Below are 16,448 nucleotides of genomic sequence, written 5' to 3'. Positions count from 1 at the left end.
ATCGCGGGTCGATTTATTTCTGCGTGATGATTCGCCGCTTACTGCCGTTCACTTTTACCATGACAACCTCCACCGACTTGTCCGGCAAATAAAAGCTCCGGCTGCTTTGCGACAGGTAGCCGTCTCCAAAGTAAAACTCGTGTCGTTGCTTCTCGCCGTTGGAGAAAATGATCTCCGCATAAGCGTCATCCGGTTCGGGTCGCAACAGCGTCGTGGAGGCCGGCGGCGTTTGCTCGAACACGCGCAAGCTGTCGCGATTATTCGCGGCTATCCAGAACACTTTGCCCGAACCGTGATGCAACACACTCAACGCTTTTGCATCCTTGTCAACAAAAAATCCGCTGGTCTGGGGCGGACTGGATTTGAAATCACCTGCTCCATTGCCATACAGGCAGACGCCGATACCCGCATCGTAAAAGCCGGTCAAGGTTTCGGATGAATAACAATTTCCTATACCCAGCATGTCCAGGTTGCCATCGCCATTCACATCGGTCAACGCCACCCCTAACATTGGCGACCATTGCGCCTCCACCGGCAAGGCTTCTATTTTGAACGTTCCGTCTCCTGTATTTTCCAGGTACGCCGACGCAAGCCATGTGCCGTGAAAGATCATAGCGTCGTCCAGGTTTTCGCGCGACATCAGGTCGTTGAAGGTCATTTTTCCATACGTCGCGTATCGCGTGAGCTTTCTGCGCAGTCCCACCATTTGTTCGGTCATCGACTCCCGGTAGTGTGTGGGGTATTCCTTTCCCTGTATGTATCGCGTCACGATCGGGTCCATCGAGCCGTTGCCATCGAAGTCCTTGGCGTAGAGGCTCACCGGTTCTTCATCCGACGCCTGGAACAGGGCGTTGCGTCCCAGATTGCCCAGCACGTAGTCGGTGTCCCCATCGTTGTCGACATCACCGCCGGTAATGCTGTTCCACCAGCCCTTGTGTGCAGCAAATATTTTTGTAAATCCTTTGCCTTGGTTGTTCTTATAAAAAGATACCGGCATCCACTCTCCAACCAAGGCCAGGTCGATCCAACCGTCGTTATTGTAATCTGTCCACAGCGCCGCGGTCACCATGCCGGCGCGTTGCAGCGGTAAGCACAATTGCTCCGTCACGTCCTTAAAGTTTCCCTTGCCGTCATTTTGTAAAATGTAGCTTTGGGGGATTTGTGGGTATTGTGTGGGCATTATCCTGCCGCCTACAAAGAGGTCTAGGTCGCCATCTTTGTCAAAGTCACAGGCCGTCACACAACTGCCGCTGCTGGTCGTTTCCGGGAGCGCAGTCGGGTCCAGCGTAAAATTGCCTTTGCCATTATTCCGGTAAAGCCGGTCTTGATAAAGTTTTGTTCTCAGACCGTGTTCCGAACTGCCGCTAACGCAATAGAGATCGAGGTCATGGTCATGGTCCACATCGACCAATAAAATCCCCATGTCCTCCTCCACCTTTGTGATTAGAGAGTCAGCAAGAAAGCCGCCTTTTTTTTGCTGCACAAAAATGGTAGCATGTTGCCTGGCGGCGCCGCCCAAGATCACATCCTCTAGCCCATCTCCGTTCAAGTCGCCAACAGCAAGCGCCGGTCCGTCCTGAGAATGTTTGTGCAACAAAAGCGGTTGGCCTTGTTTGTAATCCACAAAATCGGTTTCCTCATGTCTGAATAAAAGATTGTAGGCCGCATGACACTCTGTGAATGTTGTTTTCGTCTTGGGTTCTTCTGGCGTTTGATCGCCGGGCATCTTCGCATTTACCTCCTTCAAAGTAATGGTCTGATCGGCAGAAATATTCCGGATCACTTCGTTCTTTCCCCCCGGCCATACCACCTTCACCCACTCAATGGTTTGAATTTCTCCAAGACCGAAATGCTCCACGGGATCCACCGTCGATTGATACCCGCGCTGCCCTTCATGTTCCGCATAGAGCGATAGGCCCGAAGCATGCAGGGATAGCTTAGCCCCCAGCCCGGCGGGATTGCCGGCGTTGCCGTTCAACTTCACCCTTAAATAATGACGCCCTTTCTCCCAGGTCTCCAATGTATTTTCATACAAGAATGCCTTGTCGTTAATGTTGTTCATCACCAGGTCAAGATCACCGTCATTATCAAGGTCGGCATAGGCTGCCCCCGTGGAATAGGATGGTGCTTTCATTCCCCATACGGGCGCAAGGTTGGTGAACGTAAGGTTGCCGTTGTTCCTAAAAAGATAGTTCGGCTTCCTCACGCCTTCCAACGCGTTGACAGCCTCTAAGGTCTTCCTGAGCTTGATCTCGGTGGTGCCGAACATCTTGGCTTCTTTGCTGTAGGTCACAAAATCAAGATCGGTGATGTCTTTCCGAAAGCCATTGGTGATAAAGAGATCGCGATAGCCGTCGTTGTCGACATCGGCCAGGAGCGACGACCAGCTCCAGTCGGTGGCATACACGCCGGCCAGGTAGCCGATGTCGCTAAAGGTGCCGTTGCCATTGTTGAGCTGTAGCACATTTCGAACATACTGCGTCTGGTATCCGCGTTGCAGGTTGGTATTAAACCGATCGTAGCCGATGTTGGAGAACATCGCCTTCTGGCGCAGATTATCTTCCGGCATCATGTCCACCACCATCACGTCGTTGAGACCATCGTTGTTGATGTCGGCAATGTCCACGCCCATGCCGTCGTGCTCCTGGTGTTTGAAATACGTTCCGATGGCGTTGGTGAATGTTCCGTTCCGGTTGTTGATGTAGAGATGATCGTTGGCGATAAAGTCATTGGCGACGTAGATGTCGGGATAGCCGTCCTTGTTGATATCGTTCACCAAAACGCCCAGGCCCCAACCTTCGGAAAGTATACCGGCTTCACGCGACACTTCCTTGAACACGGGGAGACCATCCGTGATGCCTTCATTGCGAAATAATTTATCCACACTGTTTCCCCGGCCGTCGTGGTGCTGGCCGTAAGGCGTATTGCGGTTGTAGTTCTCGACAAAGTTGGTGAGCAGGTACACGTCCAGGTCGCCATCGAGGTCATAGTCGAGAAACGCGGATTGAACCGTGTAGTTGGGATCGCCCAATCCAACCCTGGCGGCTACCTCTTCAAACCTTGGTACACCCTCCGGGCCAATGCCCCTGTTCACGTACAAAAGATTGGGAGGGAGCTGACTGCTTTTTGGATGCGTCGTTGAGATGTAAATATCCAAAAGACCGTCCTGGTTTATATCGACCATGGCCACGCCGGTACACCAGGCGGTTGTAGCAAGACCGGCCGGCAGCGTGACGTCTTTGAATTTTAAATTCCCTTGGTTGAGATAGAGTTTGGAGGACACCAGGTTGCCAGTGAAGAACAAGTCTTGCAAGCCATCGTTGTTCACATCGCCCACCCCAACGCCACCGCCGTTGTAAATGTATTCGAACGAAAGGACGTTAAGGCTGTCCGTTTCGACGATGAGATTGTTAAACGTCAGGCCTGTTTCTTCGGAAGATCGCTGGACAAAAAGCGGTTTTTCTTGCGGCGACACACAGGCGCTGAAAGTAAAAACGATGCCCGCACATGCATTCAGAAAAGCCAATTTCATAGATACCTCCCTTTTCCGGGTCCCGCAACAATTCTTTTGTACACGGCACCCATTTCACAGAGGACTAATCGGCCCTTTTTTCCCGGCTAAACTCAAAATATTCCATTTCCTTACGATACAGGAGAGTGTCAACCGGGTGGATTGGAAACATAGTCGGGGAATATAATTGACCATCCGAGCCATTATACATCGTCGGATTTGACTCAGTCGCTCTGAAAGAAACACTTTATTTCTAATTGCAGGCAACTCGTGTTCGGGTAAGGAATCCACGATTAGTCTCGCGCACCTTGATACTATAATTTACGAACGGATTCTTTTCGATCCACCCGTTGGCCAGAGCCAAGTGTATCACTCTTTTCAGTTTCTTAATGATACTCATTACTGTATTGTGCTGAACTTTGCGGACCGACTTCAAAAAGAACTCGAACTCAACAATGAACTGCAAAAAAGGTCTTTCATCGGCAGATCCTTTAGCTTGTACTTAGACACTATGAAGGCCTTTAGTGCTGCATAAGCGGCATTATATCTCCTCAGTGTACCAATTGCATATTCTCGTCCGACGAGCTCCTTAACTTGAGTTATTGTATAATCAAAAGCTTCGCAGGTCGTTCGGTTCTCCTCTTCCCTACCGTAAATGACCTTCTTCAACGCTAAGGCGGTAATTTCTTCACCACGATTCAGAAGCTCTCTTTGTGCTTCGTAAATCTGGTTTCGAAGGGAATCCAAAAAGCTGTTTAGTTGACGCGCATCATTGGTAGTACCTTTTGCGATTTGTCGTACAGCATCCCATCCATTTCGCGCTGCGTCGTTCCTTCCATGCGCTGACTATCAAACGTGACGCGCAAGTAAACCGGTAACGGTCCATTCGTATAGCCAGATCGTTTCTTAAGATAGACGAGGATTTTCAGTGTTTTGTTCATAAGCGATAACTGTTTAATGGTGGTAAATCTCCATTGTTGTTACGCGCGATCAAGATGTTCACCGATCGAACATATTGGTTATCCATATTTTACGATCAATCGAGAGCAGTGCTCACCAGAAATTACGTGGTCTCGATTTGCTCACCAGAGATTTGATAAAATGTGAACAAATTGAACTCTCTGAAAAATAAAAAAGCTCGAAATCAGCAAGATTTCGAGCTTTTGAATGATTTGATTGATGAAGAAGTGATCCGACAGGGACTCGAACCCCGAACCGTCAGCTTAGAAGGCTGATGCTCTATCCAGTTGAGCTATCGGACCAGTTTTATTACTCGTGGCTCCGGTACATGCCCAGGAGCATCTTTGAGATCTTTTCGTAGCGCTCGTAGAGGCCTTGGGCTTCCGTGAGGGGAAGGCCGCCGGTCTCGCCGAGGATTTGCAGGATGGTCACGCATTCGAAGACGGCGCTTCTGGAAATGGTGATGTAGTGCTTTTTGTCCGCATTGGTCATGCGGCCCGTGCCTTCGGCCAGGTTCAGGAGGATGTCCATGCTGGCCTTTTTCCACTGTTCTTTTATATACGTATCCAGCGCCGCGTTGGAGTAAATAATCTTCAGGGAATCGGTAACAACCCCCTTGGCGATCTGGTATACTTCTAACTTCTCAAAATCAAACATAAAATCCAGTGGAAATACAACCTGCCAGGCCCGGCCTTGCAATTCTTGCGGAGAGGGGGGGATTCGAACCCCCGGTACAGAATAACCCGTACGACAGTTTAGCAAACTATTGGTTTCAGCCACTCACCCACCTCTCCAGTGTGTAGTTTCAGCCTTTTTTCAAAAAGGAAGTGCAAATATAGAAGTTGGCCGTAAACTATCGCAAAATCCGCCAAATAAAATTGCGGTTTCCAGGCCCTGCAAAGGCATTCCAGCCTTCCGGCGTCCAAGAAAAGTCACCCCAAGCCTCTCCAATAGCCACCTCTACAAGGGGTTGCGAGGGGCATTAGTTCCACAGTTTTGCCCCTATTCTTCCTCACCTTGTCCGGTCCGGCGCCCGGTGCGGCATTTTTTGCCATCCTTTTTTTGGTAGGATTTTTATATCCCTTCGGCTGGGAGAATGGCTTATGAGAAACAAAAAAGTACTGATCATCGATGATGAAGAGGATCTCGGCATCCTGATGAAACATTTCTTTACTCCGAAAAAATACGATGTGTACGTAGCGCGTACCATTGCCGAAGGCATGAAATTGCTGGAAGAACAAAAGCCGGATTATATTTTTTTAGACAATAACCTGCCTGACGGCCTGGGTTGGGGCAAAACGGAGTTCATCCTGGTGAACTACCCCCAAACGAAGCTGAACCTTATCAGTGCCCTGGACGTTCCCAAAACATCCGCCTCTTCTTTTCGCATCCTGGAGAAGCCCGTTCTCTGGGAAGAGCTCACCAAAATGTTCGGCTAGAACAACTGGCACCGTAATCGATACGATCTTTTTGTCTTATGGTGGCCGTGAATGTCCGTCAAACTTAAACTTTAGATATACGCATGAAAGCGAAAGCAACCCTTGATGAAATTCTTTCCCCCTTATTGCAACGCTTTCAAAAAGACAATTTTGTCCGCGAGGATGTAAACGAAAAACCTCCCCTGCGGTCGGAGCTCTACAGCACCGAGCAGATGGAGCAACACGCTCAGCACCTGGCCGCAACGCATGCCCTGGGCACAAACCAGGGTCCGGAGCTTTTGCTCAAGCGGCTGGCCGAGAACGAGGCCATCCTCTTCCACGTCACCTCCCTCCTGCACGACTCGGTCCACGAAAAAAAGGCCATCACGCCCGCGGGCGAGTGGTTGCTGGACAACTTCTACCTCATCGAAGAACAAATCCGCATCGGCAAACGCTATCTGCCCAAGGGCTACAGCAAGGGCTTGCCGCGGCTCATCAACGGTACGTCTGCGGGTTTCCCGCGCGTCTACGACATCGCCATCCAGATCATCTCCCACAGCGACGGTCGCGTGGATATTCACAGTCTCAGCAGCTTTATCGCCGCCTACCAGAAATTGACTTTCCTCACCATCGGTGAGCTTTGGGCCATCCCCATCATGCTTCGTCTGGCCTTGCTGGAAAACCTCAGCCGCGTTGCCGCCCGCATCGCGCTGGACCGCAACGACGCCGCGCTGGCCACTTTGTGGGGCGACCGTGTCATCCAAACCGCCGAAGAAAATCCGAAAGACCTTGTGCTCATCATCGCCGACATGGCCCGCTCCAACCCTCCTATGGTGAGCGCGTTCGTAGCAGAGTTCACGCGCAAGTTACAATGGAAGGGGCTTGACCTGGCGCTTCCGCTGACGTGGTTAGAGCAACATCTTTCAGAACAGTCCACCAACATCAACCTTATGGTGCTGGCCGAGAACCAGACGCAGGCGGCCGATCAGCTTTCCATGAGCAACAGCATCAACAGCTTGCGCTTTCTCGCCAAGATGGATTGGCGTGAGTTCGTAGAGACCATGAGCGTGGTAGAGCAAACGCTGCGCGAAGACAATGGAGGCATCTATCCTAAAATGGATTTCCTTACCCGCGATCATTACCGGCATGCCGTGGAGAAAATTGCCAAGCGCAGTACTTTGTCGGAATATGAGGTGGCCCGTGCGGCGATCAACCTCGCCAAGCGCAGCGCTTCGAAGGAGCCCGACGAAAAGCGAAAAGGTCATGTGGGCTATTACCTTGTGGGGCCTGGCGTTTTCCTAACGGAAAATGTCTCGAAGGTGAGATCGAGTATAGGACAGACACTGGAGCATTTCTTTGTAAAAAATGCCTATCGCTTCTACGTATTGCTGGCTATCGTATTAACTGGCCTCGTCGCTTTCGGCTTTGTAGGGAAGGCTGCGCTGGATGGTTTGTCCAGGGAGTGGCTTATTTTGACCGCCGTGCTGGCCGTGGTGGGAAGTAGCCACCTGGCGTTGGCGCTGGTCAACTGGTGGGCTACTGTATGGATCACACCAAAGCCGTTGCCACGCATGGATTTCTCCACGGGCATTCCGTCGGAACATGGCACGCTGGTGGTCGTGCCCACACTGCTGGCCAGCCAGGGTCAGGTGGCCAAACTGGTCGAGGAGCTGGAAGTGCGCTTCCTGGCCAATCGCGATCCCAACCTCATCTTTGCCTTGCTCACCGATTTCAAGGACGCTCCTGTGGAAGTGATGCCCGACGACAAGGCGCTGGTGGATTTTGCAGAGAAAAGTATCATTGCGCTCAATCTAAAATACACCGCCTCCAATCCCAACGCCTTCTTCCTCTTTCACCGGCCCCGGAAATGGAACCCGACAGAAAAGACCTGGATGGGCTATGAACGCAAGCGCGGCAAGCTGAGCGAACTCAACCAATTGCTAAAAGGCCAGGGCCGCGAACGCTTTGCCCGCATCGTGGGCGACGAGCGCAATCTCCCCAACATAAAGTACGTCATCACCCTCGACACCGACACGCAACTGCCGCGCGACGCCGCCTGGAAACTGGCCGGTCTGATGGCACACCCGTTGAACGACGCGGTCTACAATGAGAAGAAACGGCGCGTCGTCGAAGGTTATGGCATCATCCAGCCGCGCATCGCCGTCAGCCTCCACGGGGCCACACGGTCTCGTTATACGCGCATGCACGAGAACGATTCGGGCATCGACCCTTACACCCGCGTTACGTCCGATGTTTACCAGGATGTGTTTGAAGAAGGTTCCTTTATCGGGAAAGGCATATACAATGTGGATGCGTTTGAGAAGGTCTTGAGCAATCGCTTCCCGGAAAACCGCATCCTCAGTCACGACTTACTGGAAGGTTCTTATGTCCGCTGCGGGTTTGCCAGCGACGTTCAGTTCTACGAAGAATACCCGTCGCGCTACAGCATGGACGCTACGCGCCGCCACCGGTGGATCCGGGGCGATTGGCAGATCGCCAATTGGTTTTTGCCGTTTGTTCCGGCTGCAAAAAAAGGACTTACAAAAAACTCAATCTCCGCCCTCTCACGGTGGAAGATCTTTGACAATCTCCGCCGCAGTGTTGTGCCCATCGCCTTGGTGGGTTTGCTACTGCTGGGCTGGACCATCATGCCTGACGCCTGGTTTTGGACCATCAGCGTTTTTATGCTGGTCATGCTCCCTCCTATTCTTCAGTCCATCTGGAGCGGCATGCGCAAATCGGAGGAAATAACGTTTGCCCAACACGCCCACAACACCTTGCGTTCCACCTACAAAAATATTCTGCAAGCGCTGTTCACCCTCGCTTGTTTGCCTTACGAAGCATGGATGAGTTTCGACGCGATCGTACGCACGTTGTGGAGAATCAATATCAGCCAGCGGAAACTGTTGGAATGGAATCCTTCGGGGTTTGTCCAGAAAAAGAAAGAAGGCCTGGCCGATGCGTTGCGCCTGATGTGGATCGCCCCTTTGGCAGCTGCGGCGTTGCTGGTTTTCTTGTGGTACTATCATCCCGGAGCCTTATGGATTGCTTCGCCGCTCATCGCGGTGTGGTTTGTGTCGCCGGCGCTGGTGTCGTGGCTGGGCAAGCCCATGCCGTCCAAGCGGTCGTCCATCGAAGAAGCGGAAAAACTTTACCTGCGCGAACTGGCCCGCAAGACGTGGTCGTTCTTTGAAAAATTCGTCAACACCGACGACAACTGGTTGCCACCCGACAACTTCCAGCAATATCCCATACCCGTCGTGGCCCATCGCACATCGCCCACCAACATCGGCATGGCGCTGCTGGCCAACCTCACGGCTTTTGACTTTGGCTACATCACAGCGGGCAATGTGCTCGAGCGCGTCACCAACACATTTCAAACGCTCGACAAACTCGACCGCTATCTCGGTCATTTCTATAACTGGTATGACACGCAATCGCTGCGCACCCTGAACCCGCGCTACATCTCCACCGTCGACAGCGGCAATTTCGCCGGGCATTTGCTCACGCTTCGGCAGGGTTTGCTGGAGCTTCCCCGGAAGCCCATCATCTCGCGCCAGCTCTGGTACGGGCTCTGCGACACGCTGCGCATCATCGCATCCATGGACAAAACGCGGAACGCTGCGCTGGCACAATTGATCAACGAATGGAAACAAACGAACCGCTTCGATACTTCAAATCTGGCGGCCGTAAAAGCCTATTTCGAAGCGTTGACGTTGCAGTTCCAACCGATCCGCACCGCCTTGCTCAAAGACGAAGATCCCGACCTTCAAACCTGGCTGGATGCCTTCCAGGAACAAGTCGACCGGATCCTCCAGGAGATCACACTTCTCGCACCGTGGACGGCGCTTGGGCCGATGCCGGAGAAATTCGGCGCCGACACACCAAAGAAAACGCCTACCCTGTTGCAGGTCGCCGGCTGTCCAAAAGATTGGAAAGAAGCCCTCGACGAGCTCCGCGCCAATGGCAACGCCGAAGAACAGCAATGGGCCAGGGACTGTGAGAAAGTCCTGCTCACCGCCAGCCAACACGCCCGCGAACGCATCGCCATCATCCACGACCTGGCGCGCCAATGCTATGCCTTTGCCGACATGGAGTATGGGTTCCTCTACGACAAGTCGCAACACTTGCTGGCCATCGGCTACAACACCGACGAAAACCACCGTGATGCCAGCTTCTACGACCTGTTGGCCAGTGAGGCGCGGCTTAGCGTGTTCGTCGCCATTGCACAGGGCAAGTTGCCACAGGAAAGCTGGTTTGCTCTTGGCCGCCGCCTCACCAGCGCCGACAACATTCCCGTGCTGCTGTCCTGGAGCGGGTCCATGTTCGAATACCTTATGCCTCTGCTGGTCATGCCCACGTACGATAACACGTTGCTGGACGAGACCTGCAAAGGCACCGTGGCCAAACAGATCGAATACGGCAAACAACAAGACGTGCCCTGGGGCATTTCCGAATCGTGCTACAACATTGTCGATGCCAGCCTCACCTATCAGTACCGCGCCTTTGGTGTTCCTGGATTAGGCTTTAAACGCGGCCTGGGACTTGACCTGGTCATTGCTCCCTACGCGACCGTCATGGCCCTGATGATCGATCCGCTCGCGGCCTACACCAACCTGCGACGACTTCAGGGAGAAGGCTATGAAGGCAAATACGGTTTCTATGAGGCCGTCGACTACACACCGGCCCGGTTGCCGCGCGGCCAATCCCGTGTGGTCATCCAAACATTCATGGCCCATCACCAGGGCATGAGCCTGCTTTCGCTGGCCTACCTGCTCCTGGATCAACCCATGCAAAAAAGATTCGAGGCTGATGCTGAATTTCAGACCGCGCTTTTGTTGCTGCAGGAACAAGTGCCCAAAGCTACAGGCTACTATTCGGCTTCCACCGAAATGGAAGACATCACGCCCATCACGCTGCACTCGCAAATCCGCGTCATCAACACGCCGCATACGCCGACACCCGAAGTGCAGTTGCTTTCCAACGGCCGCTATCACGTCATGATGACCAATGCCGGCGGCGGCTACAGCCGCTGGAAAGAAACGGCCGTGACGCGGTGGCGCGAAGATACCGTCATGGATACTTGGGGATCGTTCTGCTACATCCGCGACCTCAAGACCAACATGTTCTGGTCCAACACGCATCAACCCACCACCAAAGAAGCTGAAGCCTACACCGCCGTGTTCTCGCAAGGGCGGGTCGAATACCGGCGTCGCGACGAAGACATTGAGACCTATACCGAGATCATCGTGTCGCCCGAAGACGACATCGAGATCCGCCGCATCCATCTCACCAACCGCTCCAAAACCGAGCGGCGCCTGGAGCTCACCAGCTATTCCGAAGTGGTGTTGGCCCTTGCGATTGCCGATGCCTCACATCCGGCTTTCAGCAATCTTTTTGTGCAGACGGAAATTCTCTCGCATCAACACGCCATTCTCTGCACGCGTCGTCCGCGATCAAAAGACGAGCGGCCGCCGTGGATGTTCCATCTCATGAAGGTGAATACCGCGCAGTCGCACACGACGTCTTATGAAACCGACCGGCATAAATTCATCGGCCGCGGCCGGAACGTCATGCACCCGCAGATCATGGACAACCCCGAACCATTGTCGGGTTCTCAAGGATCGGTGCTCGATCCCATCGTGTCGGTTCAATACCGCCTCAGCCTCGAACCCGAAGAAACCGTGATGGTCGATATCATCACGGGCATCGCCGACTCGCGCGAGGGCGGGCAGGGATTGATCGACCGCTACCAGGATCGCCACCTCCGCGACCGCGCCTTCGAATTGTCGTGGACGCATAGCCAGGTCGTGCTCCGCCAGATCAATGCCTCCGAAGAAGAGGCCGAGCTCTATGGCCGTCTGGCCAGCTCCGTCATCTACACCAATCCCGCGTTGCGGGCCAGCCCCAGCATGCTGTTAAAAAATCAGCGGGGTCAATCTGCGTTGTGGGCGTATTCCATCTCCGGAGATCTGCCCATCGTGCTGCTCCATGTTTCCGACAGTGCCAACATCACGTTGGTGAAACAACTCATCCAGGCGCAGGCCTATTGGCATCTCAAAGGATTGGCTGCCGATCTCGTCATCCTTAACGAAGATCCGAGCGGTTATCGCCAGTTGTTGCAGGATCAGATCCAGGGCCTCATTGCCGCCGGAGTAGGCACCAACACATCCGACAAACCGGGACGCATTTTCGTGCGTCCTGTCGACCAGGTGTCGGCCGAAGACCGCATCCTGCTGCAGGCTGTGGCCCGCGTCATTCTCTCCGACAGCCGCGGCTCGCTCGAAGAGCAGGTCAACAAACGAATCATCACCAAACAGATCATACCGGTCATCGCGCCCACGCTCCCGTCGCACCAGGTACCCGTCCTCGATAAAACGCCGGCCCGGAGCGACCTGCAGTTCTACAACGGCCGCGGCGGATTCTCGGCCGATGGCAAAGAGTACATCATCTACTCCAGCGCCAACAAGACCACACCCCTTCCGTGGATCAACGTCATTGGCAACCCCAACTTCGGCACGGTGGTCACCGAAAATGGTCCATCCTATACCTGGTCCGAGAACGCCAATGCGTTCCGGCTCACGCCATGGCACAACGACCCGGTGAGCGACCTCAGCGGCGAAGCCTATTATTTGCGCGATGAAGACTCGGGAGCCTTCTGGTCGCCTATGCCTCAGCCTGCTGGCGACGGCGGCGTGTATACCACCCGTCATGGATTTGGATACACGGTGTTCGAGCATGCATATGATGGCATTGCTTCTGAAGCCATCACTTATGTGGCCCAAGAGGCCTCCATAAAATTTATCGTTCTGAAGATCAAAAACACCTCCGGCCGAACGCGCAAGCTCTCGGCCACCGGCTATGCCGAGTGGGTGTTGGGCAGCATGCGACCGCGTACGGCCATGCACATGGTTTCGGAATTGGAGACACGCACCGGAACGCTGCTGATAAAAAATTCCTACAACACCGAGTTCCCCAACCGCGTAGCCTTCTTCGACGTGGACGAAGCGCACTACACCTTCACCGCAGACCGCACAGAATTTATCGGTCGCAATGGCTCCCTGAAAAGACCCGAGGCGATGCGGCGCACAAAACTCTCCGGAAAATACGGAGCTGGCCTCGACCCTTGCACGGCCCTGCAGGTGCCTTTCGACCTCGAACCCGGAGCCTCGCGTGAAGTGATCTTCAGCATGGGTGCAGGCAAAGACCGCATGGAAGTGGAACACCTCATCCGGCGTTTCCGCGCCAGCGACGCAGCCTCTAGCGAATTGAAAAAGGTTAAGGAATTCTGGAATCACACCCTCAGTGCGATTCAAATCGAAACGCCCGACGCATCGCTGAACATCTTGTCAAACGGTTGGTTGGTCTACCAGGTCTTGTCCTGTCGTCTCTGGGGACGCAGTGGATTCTATCAATCGGGTGGTGCCTTCGGCTTCCGCGATCAGCTGCAAGATGTTCTGGCGCTGCTCCATGCCGAACCACACCTCACACGCGACCAGATCCTGCTGGCCGCCTCACGTCAATTCCTTGAAGGCGATGCGCAACATTGGTGGCATCCACCGGTGGGCCGCGGCGTGCGCACACTCTGTTCCGACGACTTTCTCTGGTTGCCGTATGTCACCAGCCGCTATGTGGCCACCACGGGCGACGTCTCCATCCTCCGCGACTCCGTCACGTTCATCGAAGGACGACAGCTCAATGCACAGGAGGAGTCCTATTATGATCTCCCCATCACCTCCGAGCGCCGCGCGTCCATCTACGATCACGGCAAGCGCGCCATCCAGCATGGACTGCGCTATGGCAAACACGGTCTGCCTTTCATGGGATCAGGCGATTGGAACGACGGCATGAACATGGTGGGCATCCACGGAAAAGGCGAAAGCGTGTGGCTCGCATTTTTCCTCTTCGATGTACTGAACCGCTTCATCCCCCTGGCCGAATCGCAAGGCGACCATGACTTCGCAGAGACGTGTCGTCAAAATGCCGAGATGCTGCGCAAGTGTGTTCAGAAAAATGCGTGGGATGGTCAGTGGTACCGCCGCGCCTACTTCGACGATGGCACACCGCTGGGTTCCTCGCAGAACGATGAGTGCAAGATCGACTCCATCGCGCAAAGCTGGTCCATCTTGTCGGGCGCCGGCCAACCGGAGCGTTCGCAGATCGCCATGCGCTCGGTCGATCAATACCTGATCAACAAAAACAAAAAGCTCATCCAATTGCTGGAGCCACCGTTCGACAAGAGCGAGATGGATCCCGGCTATATCAAAGGCTATGTGCCTGGCGTCCGCGAAAACGGTGGCCAGTACACCCACGCCGCCATCTGGATGGTCATGGCCTTCGCCAAAATGGGCGACCGTGCCCACACGTGGGAATTGCTCAACATGATCAACCCCATCCAACACGGCAAATCGGAAGAAGATGTGGCGACCTACAAAGTGGAACCCTATGTCATGGCTGCCGACGTGTATGGCGTCTATCCCCACACCGGCCGCGGCGGATGGACCTGGTACACCGGCTCAGCGGGCTGGATGTATCAACTGATCATCGAATCGTTCCTGGGCCTGAAGCGCGAAGGCGACAGCCTCTCGTTCACGCCCTGTGTTCCCGAAGAATGGAATTCGTTCACGATCCACTACCGGTACGAAGAGACAGACTATAGCATCGAGCTCATCCAGGACGGCAACGACGCAACGGTAACACTGGACGGTGTCTTGCAGCCCAGCCACATCATCACGCTAAAGAATGACAAAATAAAACACGAGGTAAAAGTAAAATGGCACCGCGAAGCACACCCCGAAGAATTAGTATTAACCGAAAGGACTAAATAAAGCGAAAGCAGCCTTAGCCTTATGCTTTGACTCCAAAGGTTTCGCGAAGGTGGGAGGTGAAAAATTATGTCCAACGACCAAACTTTCCATCCCGATAGTCCCGATACGCTTCGGTGATCTCCTGCGCGGTATTCATAACAAAAGGCCCTTCCGCCACCACCGGCTCGTTCAAGGGCATGGCGTGTCCGAACAAAACGATGCTGTCCGCCTGGGCCTCCATCGTCACTCCCATCCCATCGCGTTCGAACTCCACGAGTTGATGCATCCGCGCCGCCGACCCATTTACCAACATTTCGCCCCGGATCACATAGAACAAAACATTTTCTCCATGCGCCACATCCACCGTAAGTTTCCCACCGGGCTCGAAGAAAACCGTGCGCAATGCTAACGGCACCAACGTAGAAAAGGCGGCCGGAATATGTTGCCAGTCACCGGCAATCACGTTCACCGTAACTTTGCCATCGTCCATCACCACGGCAGGGATTTTATCTTTTTGCAGGCCGATGTATTGCGGCTCGGTCATCTTTAGTCGCGCGGGCAGATTGGTCCAGAGTTGCAGGATCTCGAGCGGCCCGCCGTTGCGTTTAAATTCCTCCGACGAAACTTCCGCATGCAGCAGTCCTTTGCCAGCCGTCATCCACTGCACGCCGCCGGCTTCGATCACGCTTTCATGGCCGGTGGAGTCGCGGTGCAAGATGTCGCCCTCCAGGATGATCGTCACCGTCTCCATGCCGCGGTGCGGATGTGGGCCAAAGGGCAGGCCGTGGTTGTGTGGTGAATAGACCTGGTGCCCGTGGTGATTCAAAAACAGGAAGGGGTCGATGTTCTCCAGATGTCCCGAGGGCATCACGGTGTAGGTCACCAGGTCAGCGATGGGATAATACGGCGCCGTATGGATCTCGCGTATGCGTTTCATAAAGATGAAGCCGGGGTTAGCGTTTCTTTAATTTATCGAGCCAGTGGTTGGCCTCTTTTTGCAGGTCGATCTTGCCCGCGGCCAGGTCGCTCGCCAAACGCGGGTTCATGTCGCCCTGGGATGTGAGGTGATAATAGCCACAGTCTTCGCATTTATAAACCGCTACAGGGCCCTGATGTTTCCGGTATTGAAACCGGGTGCGGGCATCGATGAGGGCTTCCTCGGCCAGAGCCTGGGTGAGGTACACTTTCTTATGGGATACGCACTTGATCATGTGGGGACGCCGCTGTCATTTTCAAATTTCGGCTATCAAAATGAATATCTCCTATTAAATTGCGGCCTAAATACAAATCCAATGAAAGTCGCAGAAATCCATACAAACAAGGGCGTCCTGAAGCTCAAGTTCTTTGAGAAAGACGCCCCGAAAACTGTTCAAAACTTCATCAGCCTTGCTGAAAAGGGCTTCTATAACGGCCTCATTTTCCACCGTGTCATCCCCAATTTCATGATCCAGGGCGGCTGCCCCAATGGCATTGGCAACGGTGGTCCGGGCTATAAGATTGACTGTGAACTCACTGGCGATAACCAATACCACGATCGCGGTGTTATCTCCATGGCCCATGCCGGCCGCAACACGGGCGGCTCACAATTCTTCATTTGCCATACCCGCGACACCACCAAGCACCTGGACCGTAACCACACCTTATTCGGCAAGGTATACGAGGGCCTCGATGTGATCGACGCCATCCGCCAGGGCGACGTTATGAATAAAGTGGTGATCCTGGACGAAGCCTAAAAACCTCCCGGCCCCACCG

10 protein-coding genes and 2 tRNA genes are annotated in these 16,448 nt (G+C 53.9%); 3 read left to right on the top strand and 9 right to left on the bottom strand.

Annotation, left to right across the window (positions count from 1 at the left end):
- Window positions 1-13 precede the first annotated feature (13 nt).
- The 7 genes from BUB30_RS26280 to BUB30_RS26250 all read right to left on the bottom strand — a co-directional run bounded on the left by BUB30_RS26280 (window position 14) and on the right by BUB30_RS26250 (window position 5,265).
- Window positions 14-3,532, bottom strand: coding sequence for a VCBS repeat-containing protein (locus tag BUB30_RS26280; protein WP_073140523.1), 3,519 nt, complete (start codon window positions 3,530-3,532; stop codon window positions 14-16).
- 232 nt (window positions 3,533-3,764) lie between these two features.
- A complete protein-coding gene (locus BUB30_RS36010) occupies window positions 3,765-3,947 on the bottom strand; it encodes a phage integrase SAM-like domain-containing protein (RefSeq protein WP_073140521.1) in 183 nt (60 codons plus the stop codon).
- The gene (locus tag BUB30_RS26270; RefSeq protein ID WP_073140517.1) at window positions 3,944-4,258 is read right to left on the bottom strand and encodes a hypothetical protein; all 315 of its coding nucleotides are present in this window, start codon (window positions 4,256-4,258) and stop codon (window positions 3,944-3,946) included. The genes BUB30_RS36010 and BUB30_RS26270 overlap by 4 nt, the downstream gene beginning before the upstream one ends.
- 8 nt (window positions 4,259-4,266) lie before the next feature.
- Complete coding sequence (locus BUB30_RS26265; RefSeq protein WP_073140514.1) at window positions 4,267-4,452, bottom strand: hypothetical protein; 186 nt, start codon at window positions 4,450-4,452, stop codon at window positions 4,267-4,269.
- Window positions 4,453-4,699: 247 nt separating this feature from the next.
- Window positions 4,700-4,773, bottom strand: a tRNA-Arg gene (locus tag BUB30_RS26260).
- 7 nt (window positions 4,774-4,780) lie between these two features.
- The gene (locus BUB30_RS26255) at window positions 4,781-5,128 is read right to left on the bottom strand and encodes a four helix bundle protein (protein WP_073140511.1); all 348 of its coding nucleotides are present in this window, start codon (window positions 5,126-5,128) and stop codon (window positions 4,781-4,783) included.
- Between the two features lie 48 nt (window positions 5,129-5,176).
- Window positions 5,177-5,265, bottom strand: a tRNA-Ser gene (locus BUB30_RS26250).
- Between the two features lie 309 nt (window positions 5,266-5,574).
- Here BUB30_RS26250 and BUB30_RS26245 point away from each other — a divergent pair.
- Together BUB30_RS26245 and BUB30_RS26240 are read left to right on the top strand one after the other, a co-directional pair.
- Window positions 5,575-5,910 carry a response regulator gene (locus tag BUB30_RS26245; protein WP_073140508.1) on the top strand — a complete coding sequence of 112 codons (336 nt, stop codon included), beginning with the start codon at window positions 5,575-5,577 and terminating at the stop codon, window positions 5,908-5,910.
- Between the two features lie 83 nt (window positions 5,911-5,993).
- Entirely contained in the window at window positions 5,994-14,717 is an 8,724-nt protein-coding gene (locus BUB30_RS26240; RefSeq protein WP_073140504.1) for a glycoside hydrolase family 94 protein, read from the top strand.
- Window positions 14,718-14,781: 64 nt separating this feature from the next.
- On the opposite strand, the gene BUB30_RS26235 is transcribed toward BUB30_RS26240, so the two are convergent.
- Entirely contained in the window at window positions 14,782-15,633 is an 852-nt protein-coding gene (locus BUB30_RS26235; RefSeq protein ID WP_073140501.1) for a pirin family protein, read from the bottom strand.
- A gap of 16 nt (window positions 15,634-15,649) precedes the next feature.
- Window positions 15,650-15,907, bottom strand: coding sequence for a hypothetical protein (locus BUB30_RS26230; protein ID WP_073140498.1), 258 nt, complete (start codon window positions 15,905-15,907; stop codon window positions 15,650-15,652).
- Between the two features lie 81 nt (window positions 15,908-15,988).
- Between BUB30_RS26230 and BUB30_RS26225 the strand changes: the two genes are divergently transcribed.
- The gene (locus BUB30_RS26225) at window positions 15,989-16,429 is read left to right on the top strand and encodes a peptidylprolyl isomerase (protein WP_073140495.1); all 441 of its coding nucleotides are present in this window, start codon (window positions 15,989-15,991) and stop codon (window positions 16,427-16,429) included.
- Window positions 16,430-16,448: the final 19 nt, after the last annotated feature.

The sequence above is a fragment of the Chryseolinea serpens genome (genome assembly GCF_900129725.1).
Lineage (GTDB): Bacteria > Bacteroidota > Bacteroidia > Cytophagales > Cyclobacteriaceae > Chryseolinea > Chryseolinea serpens.
Note: the sequence above shows the minus strand (reverse complement) of the source record. Positions and strands in the feature narration are given on the sequence as shown.